The sequence below is a fragment of the Veillonella ratti genome (genome assembly GCF_003992115.1).
GTDB classification, from domain to species: domain Bacteria; phylum Bacillota; class Negativicutes; order Veillonellales; family Veillonellaceae; genus Veillonella_A; species Veillonella_A ratti.
Genome location: NZ_RQUX01000007.1, coordinates 41,062 through 58,930, shown reverse-complemented (window position 1 = coordinate 58,930; position 17,869 = coordinate 41,062). Strand labels below are relative to the sequence as shown.

Sequence of the window (17,869 nt, the reverse complement as noted above, 5' to 3'; positions counted from 1 at the left end):
TAAATGGTGTTCGTGATTTTTTTTATAAATAATTATGAAAAAAAGGTTCTCAATTTGAAGTTGATTTACGAGTATATAAAGAAAGGGAATCTATGGCAAAGGTTAAGACAGCATATTTCTGCAATAACTGCGGTGCGGAATCAGCCCGTTGGCTCGGCAAATGTCCGCAGTGCGGTCAATGGAATACATTGGTAGAAGAAGTAGTACGTGAAACGAAGCAAAAGGGAACCGCCTCTTATGCCCCTGTAGATAAGGCGGCTACTAAGCCGGTGGCGCTTGCGGATATAAAAACGGAAGATTCACCGCGTATATCCACCGGTTACGGTGAGATTGATCGCGTCTTGGGCGGCGGTATCGTGCCGGGAGCGCTCATTTTATTAGGCGGTGACCCGGGCATCGGTAAATCGACTATTCTTTTACAAGTATCGGGTAAAATCGCCGATACTCATGGTAAGGTGCTTTATGCGTCGGGCGAAGAATCGCAGATGCAGTTAAAGCTTAGAGCTGAACGCTTAGGCATTCAAGGGCAGAACTTAGCGGTTATGGCAGATACTAATTTGGACTCTATCTTGCAAGAAGCAAGTCAGCATAAGCCGGCTCTTCTTGTTATTGACTCGATTCAGACTATGTTTACAGACGCTCTTGATTCTACGCCGGGTAGTGTGGGCCAGGTGCGTGAATGTACAGCCCGTTTACTTCGCTTTGCCAAAGAGCAGGGCGTGCCGGTTATTATCATCGGTCATGTGACTAAAGAAGGTAATATTGCGGGACCGCGTATGCTGGAGCACATGGTGGACGTGGTTCTTTATTTTGAAGGGGAACGGTCCTATCAGTTCCGTATTTTGCGCGGCATTAAAAACCGTTTTGGCTCCACTTCGGAATCGGGTCTTTTTGTCATGGAAGAGGAGGGCCTGGCGGAGCTTATTAATCCATCGGCTACCTTATTGGCGGAACGGACGGAAGAAGAAACCGGTTCCGCTGTTATGGCCTATTTGGAAGGGATTCGACCGATTCTCGTTGAAGTGCAAAGCCTTGTGGCGACGACAGCATTCGGTATGCCGCGCCGTACGTCGATTGGTTATGATTTAAATCGTCTTATTATTCTTTTGGCTGTGCTAGAAAAACGTTGTAATCTGACACTGGGAAATAAAGACGTGTACGTGAATGTTATCGGTGGCTTAAAGGTGAATGAACCGGCTTGTGATTTATCGGTGGCTGTGGCTATCGTGTCGAATTTAAAAAATCGCCCGGTACTGGCCGATATGGTGATTCTCGGTGAAGTAGGCTTGACCGGTAACATCCGAAGTATTCCGCGCATTGAACAGCGTATTGCGGAAGCTGCCAAAATGGGCTTTACCCGTTTTGTGGTGCCGGCGGGGAATGCGAAACAGGTGAAGACGAACCGCAAGGATATTACGATTCACGGCGTTACCACGGTACAAGAAGCGATGCAACTCGTATTTTGATAGTATTTTTAATAATGATTTAATGATTTATTTATAATTTTAATGTACAATATAGGTGTACACAGTGAAAGGAGGTGAAATGAATGGTATATAAGATTTTACGTCATGTCATAGCCTTATTGGTTGGGATTATGGGTTATATGTTGACGGACAATTTTATGCCTGTATGGGAACCGATTATTGATGTGAAGTTCTGGACAATGGGCTTCTTCGGTATTTCCATAATTAAAATTTTAGCCTTAGCTTTGGGCGGCTTAATTGGCGCTCTAATCGGCTTTGTTATCGCTTTGCCGATTATTAATCAGGGGTTAAAATTGGCCAGAAGAATTGAAAGTCTCTTATCCCGTGTACCTAATCAGGAATTAATGGCCGGCACAGCCGGATTACTTTTTGGACTTATAATAGCAAATCTTATTGGCTTGGCATTTTATCGCGTACCGATTATCGGTTCGTACATTCCTATTATTTTAAGTGCTATCTTCGGTTATATCGGGATGCGTTTGGCATCGCGCAAAGGACCGGAGCTCTATGCCAACTGGCTGCAGAGCCGCACAGTGGCAAAAGATAAGAAAAAAGACGTTGTCCCTAAAGACAGCGAGCAGGCGGCAATACCGGTTATCTCCGAATTTGAATCGGTATCGGTAGCAAAGTTATTGGATACGTCGGTTATTATTGACGGTCGTATTGCAGAATTGTGTGAAACGGGCTTTTTGGAAGGGCCTTTAGTAGTGCCTTTATTCGTGCTTGAGGAATTGCAACATATTTCTGACTCAGCCGATGTGTTGAAGCGTAATCGTGGTCGTCGCGGTCTTGATATTTTGCAAAGTATGCAACAAAAAGAGGTAATCACCATTAAAGTAATTGCCGATGATTTTGAAGATATTACAGAAGTAGACTCCAAATTGATGCGTCTTGCTTTGGACAAAAAGTGGAAAATTGTAACGAATGATTTTAACTTGAACAAAGTAGCCAGCTTGCAAGGTATTGAAGTGCTTAATTTAAATGATTTGGCCAATGCATTAAAACCGGCCATGATTCCGGGCGAATGGATTCGTGTCCAGGTTATTAAAGAGGGCAAGGAAGATAATCAAGGTGTCGCTTATTTAGATGACGGTACGATGATTGTTATTGAAAACGGGGCCCAATATGTGGACACGTCAATTGATGTTATGGTTACGTCAGTATTACAGACCAGTGCAGGTCGTATGATTTTTGCACGAGCGAAAGGAACTAAGGAATGATCAGCTGTATTTTATTAGCCGCCGGAGCCGGTAAACGCATGCGTTGTGAAGCTAACAAAATATTTTTACGCCTCGGCAAATATTCTGTGTTGCAGTGGAATTTGCACCATCTGGCGAAGGTAGCTGATATTTCGGAAGTTATTATCGTAGCCGCAGCCGGTGAAGAAGATGTTGTGACGAAGGAAGTAGCCGATATGGGTACGTTGCCTTGGCAACCACGCATCGTACCGGGCGGTAAAGAACGGCAGGATTCGGTACGAGCCGGCACTCTTGCTGTCAGTGAGTCAGCGGAGCTTATTCTGGTACACGACGGGGCAAGACCCATGGCTAAACCGGAACTGTTTAAGGCAGTAGCTGAGGGGGCTAAAGAACATGGCGCCGCCGTAGCGGCTGTATCGGTTATCGATACGATAAAACGTGTGTCTGATGATTTATTAGTTACGGAGACGCTAAAACGTAGCGAATTATATGCGGTTCAAACGCCGCAAGGTTTTCAGCGTCAATGGCTCATGGATGCACAGGCCTACGCGGCTGAGACTGACTTCTTGGGAACTGATGATGTATCTTTGGTAGAGCATCAAGGTAAACCGGTTCATATCGTACTGAGTGATTATACCAATTGTAAACTCACAACCCCCGAGGATATTATAAGAGCTAAGCAATATTTAGGAGTGACAGAACCTATGATGCGAGTAGGCTTCGGCTATGATGTGCATCGTTTTAAAACAGGCAGGCCTTGTATTTTGGGCGGTGTACAAATCGAGAGTGAATTCGGCCCTGATGGCCACAGCGATGCGGATGTATTGATTCATGCTTTGATGGACGCTTTATTGGGAGCGGCCGGTTTACCCGATATTGGGTATTGGTTTCCGCCGGAAGATGATGCGTTCAAAGGTATTTCAAGTATGGAATTATTGCGCCGTGTTGTGAAACTACTACACGAAAAAGGATTTAAGGCGTATAATGTAGATGTTATGGTCATTGCTGAAGCGCCTAAATTAAAGCCTCATATCGGGGCTATGAAGGAAAATCTGGCCGGTGCCTTAGGGATTGGCGAAGATTTTATTAGTGTAAAAGCAACGACTCATGAGAAGATGGGGGCGTTTGGTCGCAAGGAAGGTTTGGCTGCTCAGGCGGTAGTAACGCTTTATAAAGCTTAATCTTTAGCAACCTGTCACCCTATAAATAAAATGTATTAAGTAAAGGAGCGGATATAAACATGGCAAAGATGAAGGTACGATTTGCACCAAGTCCGACAGGACCTTTCCATATCGGTGGTGCCCGTTCAGCCCTTTTCAACTGGCTATTGGCACGTAAAGAAGGAGGTACATTCCTTCTGCGTATTGAAGATACAGATTTGGCGCGTTCTACGCGTGAAAGCGAAGAGAATATTAAAGCCGCTCTTAAATGGCTCGGCATGGATTGGGATGAAGGTATTGACGTAGGCGGTGAACATGGTCCGTATCGTCAGACTGAACGTCTTGATATTTATAATGAAGTAACGCAGCGTTTATTGGATGAAGATAAAGCTTATCGTTGTTACTGCACCGAAGAAGAATTGGAAGCGGTACGTCAGGAACAATTGGAACGCGGTGAAACACCTAAATACAACGGTCATTGCAGCCATTTAACAGAAGAACAAATCGCTGAATATGAAAAAGAAGGCCGTAAACACACGGTTCGTTTGCGTGTACCTTTGAATCAGACCATTGCCTTTGACGACATGGTACGCGGTCATGTATCCTTTGAATCCAACGGCGTTGGTGATTTTGTTATTGTAAAATCCGACGGTATTCCGGTTTATAACTATGCCGTTGTTATCGATGATCATACCATGGAAGTAACTCACGTAATTCGTGCGGAAGAACATCTTTCCAATACGCCGCGTCAGATTGCAATTTATAATGCCTTGGGCTGGGAAGTGCCGACTTTCGGTCACATTTCCTTGATTCTCGGTAAAGATTACAAGAAGATGAGTAAACGTCACGGTGCTACTTCCGTTGATCAGTATCGTCAACTTGGCTACTTGCCGGAAGCCATCGATAACTTCTTGGCTTTGCTCGGTTGGGCTCCGGACGGCGAACAGGAATTGTTTACGCAGGAAGAATTAATTCAAAACTTCTCCATGGACCGCGTAGCTAAAAATCCAGCCGTATTCGATATTGATAAATTGAATTGGATTAACTTTAACTACATGAAGAACTTGTCCGATGAAGAATTATATGAATTATGCTTACCGCATTTACAGGAAGCCGGTTATGCTTCTGAAAACCCTGATGAAGCGGAAAAAGCTAAACTCATCATGCTTTGTGTATGCTTAAAAGATCACATCAGCTTCGGTGCTCAGATTAAAGAAGAAGCAAAACTAATCTTTGAAGACATTCAGGCTCCGGATGCCGAACACGCTGAAGAAATTAAAGCGGTATTGGCTGAAGAATCTTGTCCGACCGTACTCAATGCATTCCGTGCAGCCGTAGCGGATTTGGACGAAATCACGCCAGATGTAGTAAAAGCTACCATCAAAGGTATTATGAAAGAAACCAAATTGAAAGGGAAATTTGTATTTATGCCGATTCGTATCGCTACGACCGGTCAAATGCACGGCCCTGATTTGAACTATATCATTACCTTGTTCGGTAAAGAAAAGACGTTGGCACGCCTTGATGCGGCTATCAGTCAGTTATAATTGATTATTTTAGTAGGTTACATCCTTTATTGACGGTCAATTTTTGAGTACGGGAGGTTTCCTCCCGTACTCTTTTTTTATATTCTTTCTTTTTTTAAAGGAGGCTATAATATGGAATCTATGGTTGAACGTTTTTTGCGGTACACTAAAACAAACACGCGCTCTGATGAAGCGGCTACTTCAGTACCGAGTACACAGACTCAGGTTGAGTTTGCCAAAGTATTGAAAGCGGATTTGGAAGCACTGGGCTTAAGTGATGTGAAAATCAACAAAAAGAACGGGTTTGTCATTGGTGCTTTACCGGCTAATACTAACGACCAGGTACCGGCCATCGGCTTTATTGCCCATATGGATACAGCTGATTATAATGCGGAAAACATTACCCCGCGTATTATCAAAGATTATGACGGGCAGGATATTTTGCTCAATGAAGCAAAAGGTATCTATAGCCGTGTTGCCGATTTCCCTAATTTAGCCAATTACAAAGGTCAAACTTTAATTGTCACGGATGGAACGACTCTTCTTGGTGGCGATGACAAAGCGGGCATCGTTGAAATCATGGAAGCGTTGCGTTATTTAAAAGAAAATGAAGACATCAAACATGGTCTTATTATGTGTGCCTTTGGTCCTGACGAAGAAATTGGGCGCGGTGCAGATTTGTTTGACGTAAAAGACTTTCCTGTAGATTTTGCGTACACCATTGACGGTACCCGTCTTGGTGAATTGGAATACGAAACATTCAATGCCGCTTCTGCTACCGTTGAATTACACGGTATATCCGTGCATCCGGGATCTGCAAAGAATACCATGATTAATTGCAACAAATTGGCCATGGAATTCGATCGTTTATTGCCGCAAGCCGCTGTTCCTGAATTAACGGAAGACCATGAAGGCTTTATCATGCTTGCGAGCAATGAAACGGGTGTAGAATCAGGCACCATGAAATACATTATTCGTGACCACGACCGTTCCTTCTTTGAAGCCAAAAAACAATTATTTGTATTGGCCGCCAAAGTATTGAACGAACGTTACGGCCGTGAAGTAGTCACATTGACACTTAAAGATCAATATTACAATATGTATGATATCATTAAAGATCATATGGAATGTGTAGATATTGCGAAAGCAGCTATGGAAAAAGCCGGTGTTAAACCGCTTATCCAGCCGATTCGCGGCGGCACTGACGGATCTAAGATTTCCTTTATGGGTATTCCGACACCTAATTTGTTTACCGGTGTGGAAAACCTTCACGGTCCTCACGAATACGCTTGCGTTGAACATATGGAATTAGCGGTTAAGACGATTGTTAATATTGCCACGGCAGCTAAATAAGAGCAAAATAACAGGCAAAATAATAAGAAAATTAAATATAATGGAACCACTTGCACACGATTTAATTTTAGCCGTATAATTTGTATAGAATTAGTCGTAATACATTGACTTTATAAGGGTTTTATGATATTATTCTCTATATATCGAATAAAATTGTTATTAAAGACGATGAACGAAAGAAGTACTTTGTGACTAACTTTACAGCGAGAACTAACTGGTGGAAGGGTTTAAGTATAGCCAAGGGAAATGCATTCGGGAGTTAACAGACTGAATAGAGTAAGTTTGTTCGGATACGCCCGTTATGCGTTTGAGAGAGTGCTATCAGTACTTAACAGAGTGGAACCGCGGGCCACCGTCTCTGTAATGAGATGGTGGCTTTTTATATTTTAACGGAAGAGAGGCATCGGTAGCGATGAGAGAAATTAAAGTATACAATACGATGACAAGAGAAAAAGAAGTATTTAAACCGGTAAAGGAGGGAGAAGCTAAGATTTACGTATGTGGCGTAACGCCATACAACCACCCTCATATCGGTAATGCTCGTCCTTTTGTTACCTGGGATGTAATTCGTCGCTATTTGACACATGTAGGCTATAAAGTGACGTATGTACAGAACTTTACAGACGTGGACGACAAAATTATTAACACATCTAATGGGGAAGGTGTGTCCTGGGATACGATTGCCAACCGCTATATCGATTCCTATTTTGAAGTTATGGATGCCCTTCACGTTAAGCATGCCGATGTATATCCGCGTGTATCCGAACACATTGACGAAATCATTGAAATGATTGCTACGTTGATTAAAAAAGGTTTTGCTTACGAATTGGACGGCGACGTATACTATAGCGTTGAAAAATTCGAAGATTACGGCAAATTATCCGGTCGTACTTTGGATGATATGGAAGCGGGCGCTCGTGTAGACGTAGATGACCGTAAACAGAATCCGATGGACTTTGCCCTTTGGAAAAGTGCTAAACCGGGTGAACCTTATTGGGAAAGCCCATGGGGTAACGGTCGTCCGGGCTGGCATATTGAATGCTCTACCATGAGTAATAAATACTTGGGTGAAGAATTTGACTTCCATGGCGGCGGCAGCGATTTGATTTTCCCTCATCATGAAAACGAAATCGCACAGTCTGAAGGCTGCACCGGTCACCATCCGTCAGTGCGTTACTGGTTGCATAATGGTTTTATTACCATTAACCAGGAAAAGATGAGTAAATCTTTGAACAACTTCTTCTTGGTAAAAGATATTTTGAAAGAATACAGTCCTGATGCACTTCGCTATTTCTTGATGAGCACACATTATCGCAGCCCGCTTGATTTTAGCGATGAACGCTTGGAAGAAGCCAATAAATCTTTAGAACGCATGACAACGGCTATTCAGAACCTTTTATACTTGGAAAACCAAGAAGAAGGCGAATGTGATGATGAAGCAAAAGCATTGCTTGATAATGCTCGTAAATATGCGGAAGAATTTGAAGAAGCTATGTCCGATGACTTCAATACGGCTCTCGCCGGAGCGCCAATGTTCGGCTTGGCTAAAGAAATCAACATTTACTATCAAGCAGTACAAAACTGCAACGGTAAAGTTTGCCATGAAACATTAGCGGAAGTACGTGACATCTTCAAGATGATGACTGATATCATCGGTATTTTGGAACAGGCTTGGGAAGGTCCTCAAGGCGGTGCCGGCGCTGAAGAATACGAACAGTTAATGCAAGTAATCTTGAATGTTCGTCAAAATGCCCGTGAACAGAAACTTTGGGACTTAGCCGATGCCATTCGTGATGAATTGGGCAATATCGGTATTGTAATTGAAGATTCGCCACAAGGGGCACGGTGGAAGAAACGTGAACTTTAAGCGCTATCAATTTTTACGAGCCACGGCTATTGAAAAATTAAAAGCAACAACTACGCATGAGGGAATTGTACCGGCTGAAGCTGAGGATTCCCTCATGCTTGCCTATATAGGCGATGCCGTGTATTCGCTCTATATCCGTGAGCGCATGACGGAAGCGGGCATTTCTAAGGTTCAGGTGTTACATAACCTGGTTACGGAGTGCATTTGTGCCAAGGCACAGTCAAAGGTTCTCCATGCGTGGGAAGAGTCAGACTATTTGACGGATATGGAAAAACAGGTGGCTAAACGAGCTCGTAACAGTAATGTACATGTACCGAAAAGTGCCACCGTACAAGAATATCGTGCCAGTACGGCCTTTGAAGCAGTACTTGGCTATTTATATCGTTCGGGGCAGAACGAGCGACTACAGACTTTGATGAAAGCTGCTTTTTGGTATACTTTGGACAGTATGAGTTAGATGCGTTATGATAGAGTAAAGGAGACATATCATGAGTGATTATATTGTAGGACGCAATGCGGTACGTGAAGCTTTGCGATCGGGACGAACCATTCAGCGTTTGTTTATTACGAATGATAAGGTGCAGGGCTCCTTACAGGAAATCATAGGGTTGGCTAAGGATAAAGGAATTGAGTTGCGCCGGGTGGATGACAAACAGCTTAGTAAATACGCTGACGGTGTGGTCCATCAAGGGGTAGTGGCTTTGGCGGCACCAGTTAAATTTGCCGATTTAGGTGAAGTGCTTCAAAATTGGTCTTCTGATAAAGCGCCACTTTTAATCTTATTGGACGGCATTGAAGATCCTCATAATATGGGGGCAATCATTCGAACTGCCGAATGTTGCGGCGCTACGGCTGTTTTAATTCCGAAGCGCCATACGGCTCCGATTAATGCTACCGTTGCCAAAACTTCTGCCGGTGCTTTAGAATCTATTCCATTAGTTCAGGTTGGCAATATGGCGCAGACGATTGAAGAACTTAAAAAACAAGGCTTTTGGGTTCTCGGTGCTCACATGGAAGGTCAGCAAACCTTGTATCAGGCCGATTTGACGAGTCCTTTAGTGCTCGTTATCGGCAATGAAGGGAAAGGGCTTAGTCGCCTTACTAAAGAGCGCTGTGATTTTCTCGTAACGATTCCTATGTACGGTCGTATTAACTCATTAAATGCATCGGTAGCGGCGGCTATTTTGATGTATGAAGCGGTTCGGCAGCGTCAATAAAAGGAGTGAGGCTCCGACATGAGAGAAGATATTTTAATTGTTGACGGGTATAATGTTATATTTGCGTGGCCGGAACTGAAGAAAATCAGTAAAAGTTCTTTGGAACATGCCCGGTCGCGAATTAAGCATATGCTTCAAAATTACGGTAAACATAAGGGGTACCGTGTTATACTGGTATTTGACGGTAAATATGCTCATCCCGGCAGTGCCGAAGAGATTATTACCGATGATTTTTTGGAAGTGTATACGGCTGATGGGGAAACGGCGGACTCTTATATTGAACGGACCGTTTTTACTTTTAAAAACACCTATGCCAATGTATATGTATGCACCTCCGATTATGCGGAACAGAGCCAAGTACTCGGTTTTGGTGCTTTGCGTATCTCCGCTCGTGAGTTAAAAGCCCAGGTTGAACGGGCTAAAATCGACGAACAGCGGTATTACAAAGGGCTTCACAATCGAGACAGTTTGCAATTACAGCGTAATGAACTGGGGCATCAAATTGATGGTGACGTAGCTAAGCAGTGGGAAACCTTGCGTCGGGGCAAGAAATGACCTTGCAGAACCGAGGGCTATCAAGTATAATGAGAGATACATTAGTAAGGTTCTGCGAATCCGGCAGAGTGGGAGGTCGGCATGTGCGTTAATCCACGCGTAAATGATGAGTACCGTCGTTATGTAGATTTAACAGATGAACAAATTTGTAAATTAGCGCAAGAACAAGATGACCACTTAGCGGTGGACTATCTTGTGGATAAATATAAAAATTTTGTGCGTGCCAAAGCACGGTCTTATTTTTTAATCGGTGCTGATAAAGAGGATATTATCCAAGAGGGCATGATTGGCCTCTATAAAGCTACGCGCGATTTTAAAGGGGACCGACTGGCGTCGTTTAAGGCCTTTGCCGAGTTATGTGTAACGCGGCAAATTATTACGGCTATTAAAACAGCGACACGGCAAAAACATATTCCGCTCAATTCCTATATTTCGCTGAATAAGCCGATTTATGCGGATGAGACGGAACGAACCTTGATGGACGTATTAGTGGAAGGCCAGGGTACGGATCCTGAAGAATTATTCATTAATCGGGAGGAATTTTCCGATATTGAAGCAAAAATGGGATCTATATTGAGTGATTTGGAAGGCAAAGTGCTGATGGGTTACTTAGACGGCAAGTCATATAATGAAATTGCCGCTGAATATCACCGCAGTGTCAAATCCATTGATAATGCATTGCAACGCGTAAAGCGTAAATTAGAAAAGTATTTGGAACATCGCAGTGAATTGGCGAAAAAGAATGAGCCTTAGGAAGGATGACAATTGTGAGAAATTTCTTGATGTTTGCAGAAGTGGTTGTTGCTATTTTATTGATTATGGTGGTTGTATTACAATCCAGTAAAAGTGCCGGTATGGGCGGCGCCGTAAGTGGTGCGGCTGACTCCGTATTTGGCGGTAAAGCACGTGGTATCGACGGTTTATTGTCGAAATGTACTATCGTGTTGGGGATTATTTTTGCCATCTTGAGCTTATTCTTAGGGATTTACTTGAATCAATATTAATAGCGAGCCTGCCTTGTGCAGGCTTTTTTGGTAGGGGTATAAAGCTATGGAAGAGATGAAAGATAAGATTTTAGCGTTTTTTAAGGCCATTAGTCCGGAAGCGTATCATATTGAAGATGCCGCATATATTTTGGGCATAAAAGGGTCTGAAGAGTTGGAGGCCTTTATGGGAGATGTGGAGGCGCTGACCGAAGCGGGCTTATTAGAAGCACGGCCCGGCGACTATTACAAATTCATCGACAAGGCTGAAAAAGCAGCATTAAAAATTGAGGAAGTAAGAGAGTTTGAAGGTATTTATAAGAGCCTTCGTAACGGCCGCGGGCTTGTTATTGACGAGACGGGCCAACATGAAGTAAATATCGGTGCCGGCGATCGTAACGGTGCCATGCATAATGATAAAGTTTTGGTACATATTTTCCGCTTCGGTCGTATCGGCGAGCAGCGCCATGAAGGCCGTGTGGAAAAAGTGATTCAACATGTGAATACGTCTATTGTAGGGACTTATGATCGCCAACAGATGTTTGGCTTTGTAACGCCTGATGATGAGCGCTTAGTTGATGATATCTATGTATCTTTGCCTGACACTATGGAAGCGCGCAGCGGGGCTAAAGTATTGGTGGAAATTACTCGTTGGCCTGATGCTAAAGGACGCCAGCCGGAAGGTAAAATTACGTCCATTTTAGGTTATAAGGGCGACGTAGGTGTCGATATTAACTGCGTAATGGCGCAGCATAAAATTCCGTTTTCATTTCCTGAGGCGGTTTTAAAAGAAGCGGATCGCGTATCCTTTGATGTAGCTCTGGGCGGTAAACGTCTTGACTTACGCGAGGTGCCGATGATTACTATTGACGGCGAAGATGCTAAAGATTTGGACGATACGGTAAGTTGTAAACAGCTGGCCAACGGTCATTATAAATTAGGTGTTCACATTGCCGATGTAAGTCACTACGTACGGGGCAATACACAGCTCGACAAAGAAGCCTATAAACGTGGTACCAGTGTGTATTTGGTTGACCGTGTTGTACCGATGTTACCGACTAAATTATCCAACGGTATTTGTAGTTTGAATGCCAAAGAAGATCGCTATGCCATGAGCTGCATTATGGAAATCAACCATGCGGGCCGTGTGGTGGACTTCCAAATCAGTCCGTCCGTCATTCGCGTGGATCGTCGTTGCAGCTATCCCGAAATATATAAAGCATTGACTCAAAGCATCATTCCCGATGATTTGTTACCATTGATGCCAATGGTTCACGAACTTCACGAAGTGGCGAAGATTTTAATTGCCATGCGTGAAAAATCCGGTGCCATTTCCTTTGAGTTCCCTGAATACAAGATTCTATTGGCCGAAGATGGCACACCGCTCAAGATTGTACGTAAAGACCGTACAATTGCTGAAAAAATCATCGAAGCTTGTATGTTGATTGCCAATGAAACGGTAGCTTGTTACTTACGAGACACTCACAAACCGGGGATTTATCGTATTCATGAGCAGCCAAGCGAAGAAAAGTTACAAGCTTTGCAGACGGTTGTTACCTATTTAGGCAAACCGTTCCATTTAGCCGACAGCCATGTTGAACCAAGAGATATTCAGAAGTTCTTAGACAGTATAGCCGGTACTGACATTGAACCGATTGCGCAGATTATGACCTTGCGCTCTATGCAGCAGGCACGCTATTCGGCAGTCAATGTGGGGCACTTTGGTTTGGCGTCCGCTTGCTATACTCACTTTACATCGCCAATTCGTCGTTATCCGGACTTAATTGTCCATCGTTTGCTGAAAAAACGCTTGCACTGGGGCGATGGCTATAATAAATACGACGATATGGAGGATTATTTGGCAAAAGCGGCTGACCATTGTTCGATTCAGGAACAAATTGCCGTAGCTGCGGAACGCGATACAAATGATCTTAAAAAGGTTCAATACATGGAACCGTTTATCGGCGAAGTCTTTGACGGTAAAATCAGCTCTATCACATCATTTGGTATGTTTGTAGAGCTTGAAAATGGTATTGACGGCTTAGTTCACATTGCTACCATGGATGATGATTATTATTTCTTTGACGAAGAACATTTCTTGTTGGTTGGGCGCCGTACGGGCAGAACCTATCATTTGGGGCAGGAAGTAAAAGTAACACTCATCAAAGCGGATAAAGATAAGAAGCAAATAGACTTCTTGCTGGGCGAAGTGGATGCGCAGACCCTGATTGAAAAATCTCTAGCCGGTGAACATCGCCGAACCGGTTTGGGCAGTCGCGGTATGCGCTCCGGCAAGTCAGGTAAAGCCGGCAAAAATGGTAAAGCAGGTAAGAGCAGTAAAAGCTCTAAGTCTGAAAAGTCCGGTAAACGTGAAGCAAGCGAAAAAGACAGCAAGAATAGTAAACGTAAGAGCACAATCAGTAAATATAACTGGCAAAGTGATTACGAAGATAATACGCCGGCTGCTTTTGCCAGATTTGCCAAAAAATCTAAAAGCAAAAAACAGAGTAAAAAAGTAAGCCGCAAAAAGAAATCAGGTAAGAAAAAATAGCAGTACCGAAGTTTAGGAGGTAGTTTGTGAGTAAAGCTAAGAAAGACAGTACCAGTTTAATCGCCGACAATCGTAAGGCAAGACACGATTATCACATTCATGAGACTTATGAAGCGGGGATTGCTTTAACCGGTACTGAAGTTAAGTCGATTCGTCAGGGCCGACTTAATCTGAAAGATAGTTATTGTGCTATTCAAAATGGTGAAATATTCCTTTATCAGGCTCATATTAGCCCTTATGAACAGGGAAATCAGTTTAACCATGAACCGATGCGTACGCGTAAATTATTGATGCATCGCAGTGAAATTCATAAATTGTTGGGACAGGTGAAGGAAAAAGGCTTTTCTTTGGTACCACTTAATTTTCACTTCGCTCATGGCTTAATTAAGGTAACTGTGGGCCTCGTTACAGGTAAGAAAAACTATGATAAGCGCCAGGATATGGCTGAGCGCGATGCCCAGCGTGACATTCGTCGCCGCATGAAAGAACAGAGCCGCGATTATTAAGGGCAAAATAAAAGACGTCTGCAGGTGTGTTCGCTTGAATGCACCTGAGGCGTCTAAATTAATGCCTGAGTTATTTAATCATTAACTTTTTTCTTTATGCGCTGTATTTGGCGATTTTTTTACTATAAACCGTTAGTTCAAAATTCGTCATTTTGTTTGACAGTACTGTCACAGTTGTTTATAATTAATCATGCACACATGGGGACGTAATGGTTTCGACAGGGGTGCGTGTATCACAGATAGCGAGTCGGCGTTTCCATTTGGCCGTTAAACGGTGGAACTTTTAAATTAAACGCAAAAGAAAACTTTGCATTAGCTGCATAAGCTACGTCTTACTCTGATCTGCCCGTGATCGGGGATAAGGCGTCAAACTACGGGCTCGCCTAATATATTTGCTCTAGTATAGTAGGTTAAACAACAGAGCTGGGTTAATATAGTTTGTCGTTGTACGAAAGTTAGCTAAGATCTAAAACAGCGTCTGCACTCGGAGAAGTCTGTGGGGCAACACTTTTGGACAGGGGTTCGATTCCCCTCGTCTCCACCATCATAAAAAATAACCGCCTGGGAATTTACCCGGGCGGTCTTTTTGTGCGTTTATTAAATTAATTTCGGCAAAATGAATTCAATCCACGGAATACCTACTACAATAAATACAACGAGGTAGATGATACCGAAGATGGCACCCAATTTCCAGAATTCAGGGCCTTTTACGTAACCGCTGGCAAACCATACAGGGCTATGACCGGTACCGTATGGTGTTAAGATGCCCATGATACCCATTGGCAAGAGTAAGATAATCATAATCTGACTGGCGTCAGCGTCCGGGATCTGAAGAGCCAAGGTAGCAAATAAACCAACCATAGCTGTTACATAAGCTGTACCGGAAGCGAAGAAGTAACGAAGTACACAGAAGGCAAAAAGCATACCTAAGGTGGCCATAGTTACATCGAGGCCTACGAGGTAGGTACCGGCGGATTTTGCCAACCAGTCTAGGAAACCTACGTTTTTAAGACCGGCAGCCATAGGAACCAAAGTAGCAAACCAAGTCAATACGTTCCAAGCCGGCTTGTTAGCTAAGAAGTCATTCCAGGTGATGATTTTAAAGAGAACCATAAGAATAATAACTACTAAAGCCGTTGTGGTTGGGTTTACACCAAAAGTAGAAGAACCGATCCAAAGAGTTAAGGCGATGAGGGAAATAACCGCCATGGCGATTTCAGAAGCACTCATGGCGCCTAATTTATGGAATTCTTCTTTGGCCCATTCGGCGATTTCAGGCGAACCTTTAACTTCCGGCGGGCAAAGGTAGTATGTCAAAATCGGTGTGATTAAGAACAAGATAATGCCTACCGGTGCGACTGCTAAGAACCAACTTGTCCAGTTAACGGTAGCAACGCCGGATTTGGCAGCAAGTTCAACCGCCAATGGGTTTGGTGCCTGGCCGGTGAGAAATAAGGTACTGGATACACAAGTCGTAGCTAAGCTGATCCAACACAAATAGGAGCCGATACGGCGCGGGTTTTTATCCGGATAGCTGTCAAACATCGGGCAAATACTGGAAACGATAGGGTAGATAGTACCACCGCTACGGGCTGCATTACTTGGGATAAATGGTGCTAAGATAAGGTCGGTAATAGCAATGGCATACCCGAGACCCAAGGAGGATTTACCTAATTTTTGAACTAAGAATAAGGCAATGCGGCGACCGAGACCACTATTTTGATAGCCGATACCAATCATGAAGGCGGCAAAGATTAACCATACGATGGCATTGGAGAAACCGCTGAGCCCCCAATTGATTGCCTGACCGGCTGTGGTAGGCACAATTTTACCGGCTTTTTCTACAACCGGCATACCTACACGAAAGAGAACGGCTAAGGTAATCGCAATCATACCGATAAAAGCAGGCGGCATCGGTTCGAGAATAAGCCCCACAACTAAGGCTGCAAAAATACTTACAAAAATCCATGCACCTGCGGATAGACCTTCCGGCGCGCCAATCGCAAATACAATGAGTCCCACAATAATTGGGGCTAAGTACTTCCATAAGGAATTAAAACTCAACTTTGATATCATATTTTTTTATCTCCTTTCTGATGATACAAAAGTACTTTATATTATATAGAAATATAGGAAATAGTAAAGTGAATTATTGATTAAAATTACACATTATGAGAAATAGATATAAGTTACCGGATATATTTTGTGACTTTGAAAATTTTTTGTAAAAAATGTGTTGACAGGTTTGTAAAGTTTGCGTATAATAGTCATTGTTCCGAACGCGCCGGAGTGGCGGAATGGCAGACGCACTTGACTCAAAATCAAGCGGGTAATACCGTGTGGGTTCAAGTCCCACCTCCGGCACCAAGCTAAAAGACGCTCAGTTGAGCGTCTTTTTTTGTTTCCTGTTTATTGTATCTTATTTATTATTGGCATCTATATTTTGATACATTCAATAGTAATTATGTCAACTTTCTTGTAATTCGAGTAAACTGTTTTTATATTTTTGTTCAAAAAACGGTAAACTAAAATGCATCGCAATTATGATTTTTATTCATGTTATTGATTGACATATAAAAATTTGATTGAATTTGAATTTATTTGAGCGTTTTTAATAGCGCTTTAATCATTAAAGTGCTAAAATACTATTATTAAAGTAGTATTTGCAAGAGAAAGGGGGCTTTGTGATGAAAGTAGGTTTTAACTACATCACAGAACCAAGCAGACGACGCGTAGGTTTGTCTGTTCTAATCGGTATTATAGTCGGCATTATCGGTGCCATTGCTAAGTGGGGTTGGGAAGTGCCGTTTCCACCACGTGATCCTAATGTATTTTGGCCGGTTGATGCCATGTCCCGTGTAACACCGCCAAAAGTTGTGTTAGACATGTTACATATGCCTGATTTATCCTATACATTCTCCGGTGTTCAGTTACCGCTTGATGTATTTATTGTGCATGTTTTATTCTCTATTGTATTTGGTGTTATGTATTGCGTAATAGCTGAATATTGGCCTTGTATTAAAATGTGGCAAGGATGTGTATTCGGTTTCTTTGTGTATTTATTTGCTCATGTAATAGTAATGCCGCTTATGGGATTGGTACCGCCATTGGCAGAAATCCCATTCGATGAAAACTTGTCCGAATTATTCGGTCATCTCTGGTGGCTTTGGATTATGGAAGTGGCTCGCCGTGATTTACGAAATCGTATGACCGGTGAACTTGATCCCGAAAAGTATATTTAATTAATAAAACCTCTTTGTTTTAGGTGCTCGGTAATGTTGTTTAAAACGGCATTTATGACCAAAGCAACTTTAGAACAAAGGGGTTTTTGTTATATCGAAAAAAGTAGAAAGATATAGTATAATAATTATTGACAAAATTATATTTTTTCGATAAACTGAAACATGGTACTAGAGTTTTCGGTTCGGTTTTCATTAGTTTTATATAAGTTGAATTGAAGGCGTT

General features: G+C 42.9%; 15 protein-coding genes, 1 tRNA gene, 1 other RNA gene and 1 other annotated feature. Of the genes, 16 read left to right on the top strand and 1 reads right to left on the bottom strand.

Features of this window, described 5'->3' with window-relative positions; all coding sequences use genetic code 11:
- The first annotated feature begins 92 nt into the window (after window positions 1–92).
- The 14 genes from radA (at window position 93) to ssrA (ending at window position 14,948) form a co-directional block, all read left to right on the top strand.
- Complete coding sequence (radA, locus tag EO124_RS04530) at window positions 93–1,466, top strand: DNA repair protein RadA (protein WP_127058519.1); 1,374 nt, start codon at window positions 93–95, stop codon at window positions 1,464–1,466.
- Window positions 1,467–1,549: 83 nt separating this feature from the next.
- The gene (locus EO124_RS04525; RefSeq protein ID WP_127058518.1) at window positions 1,550–2,707 is read left to right on the top strand and encodes a PIN/TRAM domain-containing protein; all 1,158 of its coding nucleotides are present in this window, start codon (window positions 1,550–1,552) and stop codon (window positions 2,705–2,707) included.
- Complete coding sequence (gene ispD, locus EO124_RS04520) at window positions 2,704–3,867, top strand: 2-C-methyl-D-erythritol 4-phosphate cytidylyltransferase (protein ID WP_127058517.1); 1,164 nt, start codon at window positions 2,704–2,706, stop codon at window positions 3,865–3,867. The genes EO124_RS04525 and ispD overlap by 4 nt, the downstream gene beginning before the upstream one ends.
- A gap of 59 nt (window positions 3,868–3,926) precedes the next feature.
- Complete coding sequence (gene gltX / locus EO124_RS04515; RefSeq protein WP_127058516.1) at window positions 3,927–5,393, top strand: glutamate--tRNA ligase; 1,467 nt, start codon at window positions 3,927–3,929, stop codon at window positions 5,391–5,393.
- Window positions 5,394–5,504: 111 nt separating this feature from the next.
- Window positions 5,505–6,725, top strand: coding sequence for a peptidase T (gene pepT, locus EO124_RS04510; protein WP_127058515.1), 1,221 nt, complete (start codon window positions 5,505–5,507; stop codon window positions 6,723–6,725).
- A 159-nt stretch (window positions 6,726–6,884) separates the two neighbouring features.
- Window positions 6,885–7,088 (top strand) — a binding site (T-box leader).
- Window positions 7,089–7,137: 49 nt separating this feature from the next.
- Entirely contained in the window at window positions 7,138–8,592 is a 1,455-nt protein-coding gene (cysS, locus tag EO124_RS04505) for a cysteine--tRNA ligase (protein WP_021842447.1), read from the top strand.
- Window positions 8,582–9,049, top strand: coding sequence for a Mini-ribonuclease 3 (locus EO124_RS04500; RefSeq protein ID WP_021842446.1), 468 nt, complete (start codon window positions 8,582–8,584; stop codon window positions 9,047–9,049). Before cysS ends, EO124_RS04500 begins: the two co-directional genes overlap by 11 nt.
- Before the next feature lie 31 nt (window positions 9,050–9,080).
- Entirely contained in the window at window positions 9,081–9,809 is a 729-nt protein-coding gene (gene rlmB, locus EO124_RS04495; RefSeq protein WP_127058514.1) for a 23S rRNA (guanosine(2251)-2'-O)-methyltransferase RlmB, read from the top strand.
- A gap of 18 nt (window positions 9,810–9,827) precedes the next feature.
- On the top strand, window positions 9,828–10,364 hold the full coding sequence (locus tag EO124_RS04490; protein WP_127058513.1) for an NYN domain-containing protein: 537 nt from the start codon (window positions 9,828–9,830) through the stop codon (window positions 10,362–10,364).
- An 81-nt stretch (window positions 10,365–10,445) separates the two neighbouring features.
- Window positions 10,446–11,117 carry an RNA polymerase sporulation sigma factor SigH gene (gene sigH, locus EO124_RS04485; RefSeq protein WP_021842443.1) on the top strand — a complete coding sequence of 224 codons (672 nt, stop codon included), beginning with the start codon at window positions 10,446–10,448 and terminating at the stop codon, window positions 11,115–11,117.
- 14 nt (window positions 11,118–11,131) lie between these two features.
- Window positions 11,132–11,368 carry a preprotein translocase subunit SecG gene (gene secG, locus EO124_RS04480; protein WP_127058512.1) on the top strand — a complete coding sequence of 79 codons (237 nt, stop codon included), beginning with the start codon at window positions 11,132–11,134 and terminating at the stop codon, window positions 11,366–11,368.
- Between the two features lie 55 nt (window positions 11,369–11,423).
- A complete protein-coding gene (rnr, locus tag EO124_RS04475) occupies window positions 11,424–13,898 on the top strand; it encodes a ribonuclease R (protein WP_338142091.1) in 2,475 nt (824 codons plus the stop codon).
- A gap of 26 nt (window positions 13,899–13,924) precedes the next feature.
- Window positions 13,925–14,404, top strand: a complete 480-nt coding sequence (smpB, locus tag EO124_RS04470) for an SsrA-binding protein SmpB (protein WP_021842440.1) — start codon at window positions 13,925–13,927, stop codon at window positions 14,402–14,404.
- A gap of 200 nt (window positions 14,405–14,604) precedes the next feature.
- Window positions 14,605–14,948, top strand: a transfer-messenger RNA (tmRNA) gene (gene ssrA / locus EO124_RS04465).
- A gap of 53 nt (window positions 14,949–15,001) precedes the next feature.
- On the opposite strand, the gene EO124_RS04460 is transcribed toward ssrA, so the two are convergent.
- Complete coding sequence (locus tag EO124_RS04460) at window positions 15,002–16,480, bottom strand: DASS family sodium-coupled anion symporter (protein WP_127058510.1); 1,479 nt, start codon at window positions 16,478–16,480, stop codon at window positions 15,002–15,004.
- A 207-nt stretch (window positions 16,481–16,687) separates the two neighbouring features.
- On the opposite strand from EO124_RS04460, the gene EO124_RS04455 reads away from it, so the two are divergent.
- Window positions 16,688–16,771 (top strand) — tRNA-Leu (locus EO124_RS04455).
- A gap of 320 nt (window positions 16,772–17,091) precedes the next feature.
- A complete protein-coding gene (locus EO124_RS04450; protein WP_127058509.1) occupies window positions 17,092–17,646 on the top strand; it encodes a YagU family protein in 555 nt (184 codons plus the stop codon).
- The last annotated feature ends 223 nt before the right edge of the window (window positions 17,647–17,869 follow it).

Excerpts from the sequence above, each read along its gene's own strand:
- radA (WP_127058519.1), top strand. The coding sequence starts at position 93 with ATGGCAAAGGTTAAGACAGCATATTTCTGCAATAACTGCGGTGCGGAA.
- EO124_RS04525 (WP_127058518.1), top strand. The coding sequence starts at position 1,550 with ATGGTATATAAGATTTTACGTCATGTCATAGCCTTATTGGTTGGGATT.
- ispD (WP_127058517.1), top strand. The coding sequence starts at position 2,704 with ATGATCAGCTGTATTTTATTAGCCGCCGGAGCCGGTAAACGCATGCGT.
- gltX (WP_127058516.1), top strand. The coding sequence starts at position 3,927 with ATGGCAAAGATGAAGGTACGATTTGCACCAAGTCCGACAGGACCTTTC.
- pepT (WP_127058515.1), top strand. The coding sequence starts at position 5,505 with ATGGAATCTATGGTTGAACGTTTTTTGCGGTACACTAAAACAAACACG.
- cysS (WP_021842447.1), top strand. The coding sequence starts at position 7,138 with ATGAGAGAAATTAAAGTATACAATACGATGACAAGAGAAAAAGAAGTA.
- rlmB (WP_127058514.1), top strand. The coding sequence starts at position 9,081 with ATGAGTGATTATATTGTAGGACGCAATGCGGTACGTGAAGCTTTGCGA.
- EO124_RS04490 (WP_127058513.1), top strand. The coding sequence starts at position 9,828 with ATGAGAGAAGATATTTTAATTGTTGACGGGTATAATGTTATATTTGCG.
- sigH (WP_021842443.1), top strand. The coding sequence starts at position 10,446 with ATGTGCGTTAATCCACGCGTAAATGATGAGTACCGTCGTTATGTAGAT.
- rnr (WP_338142091.1), top strand. The coding sequence starts at position 11,424 with ATGAAAGATAAGATTTTAGCGTTTTTTAAGGCCATTAGTCCGGAAGCG.
- EO124_RS04460 (WP_127058510.1), bottom strand. The coding sequence starts at position 16,480 with ATGATATCAAAGTTGAGTTTTAATTCCTTATGGAAGTACTTAGCCCCA.
- EO124_RS04450 (WP_127058509.1), top strand. The coding sequence starts at position 17,092 with ATGAAAGTAGGTTTTAACTACATCACAGAACCAAGCAGACGACGCGTA.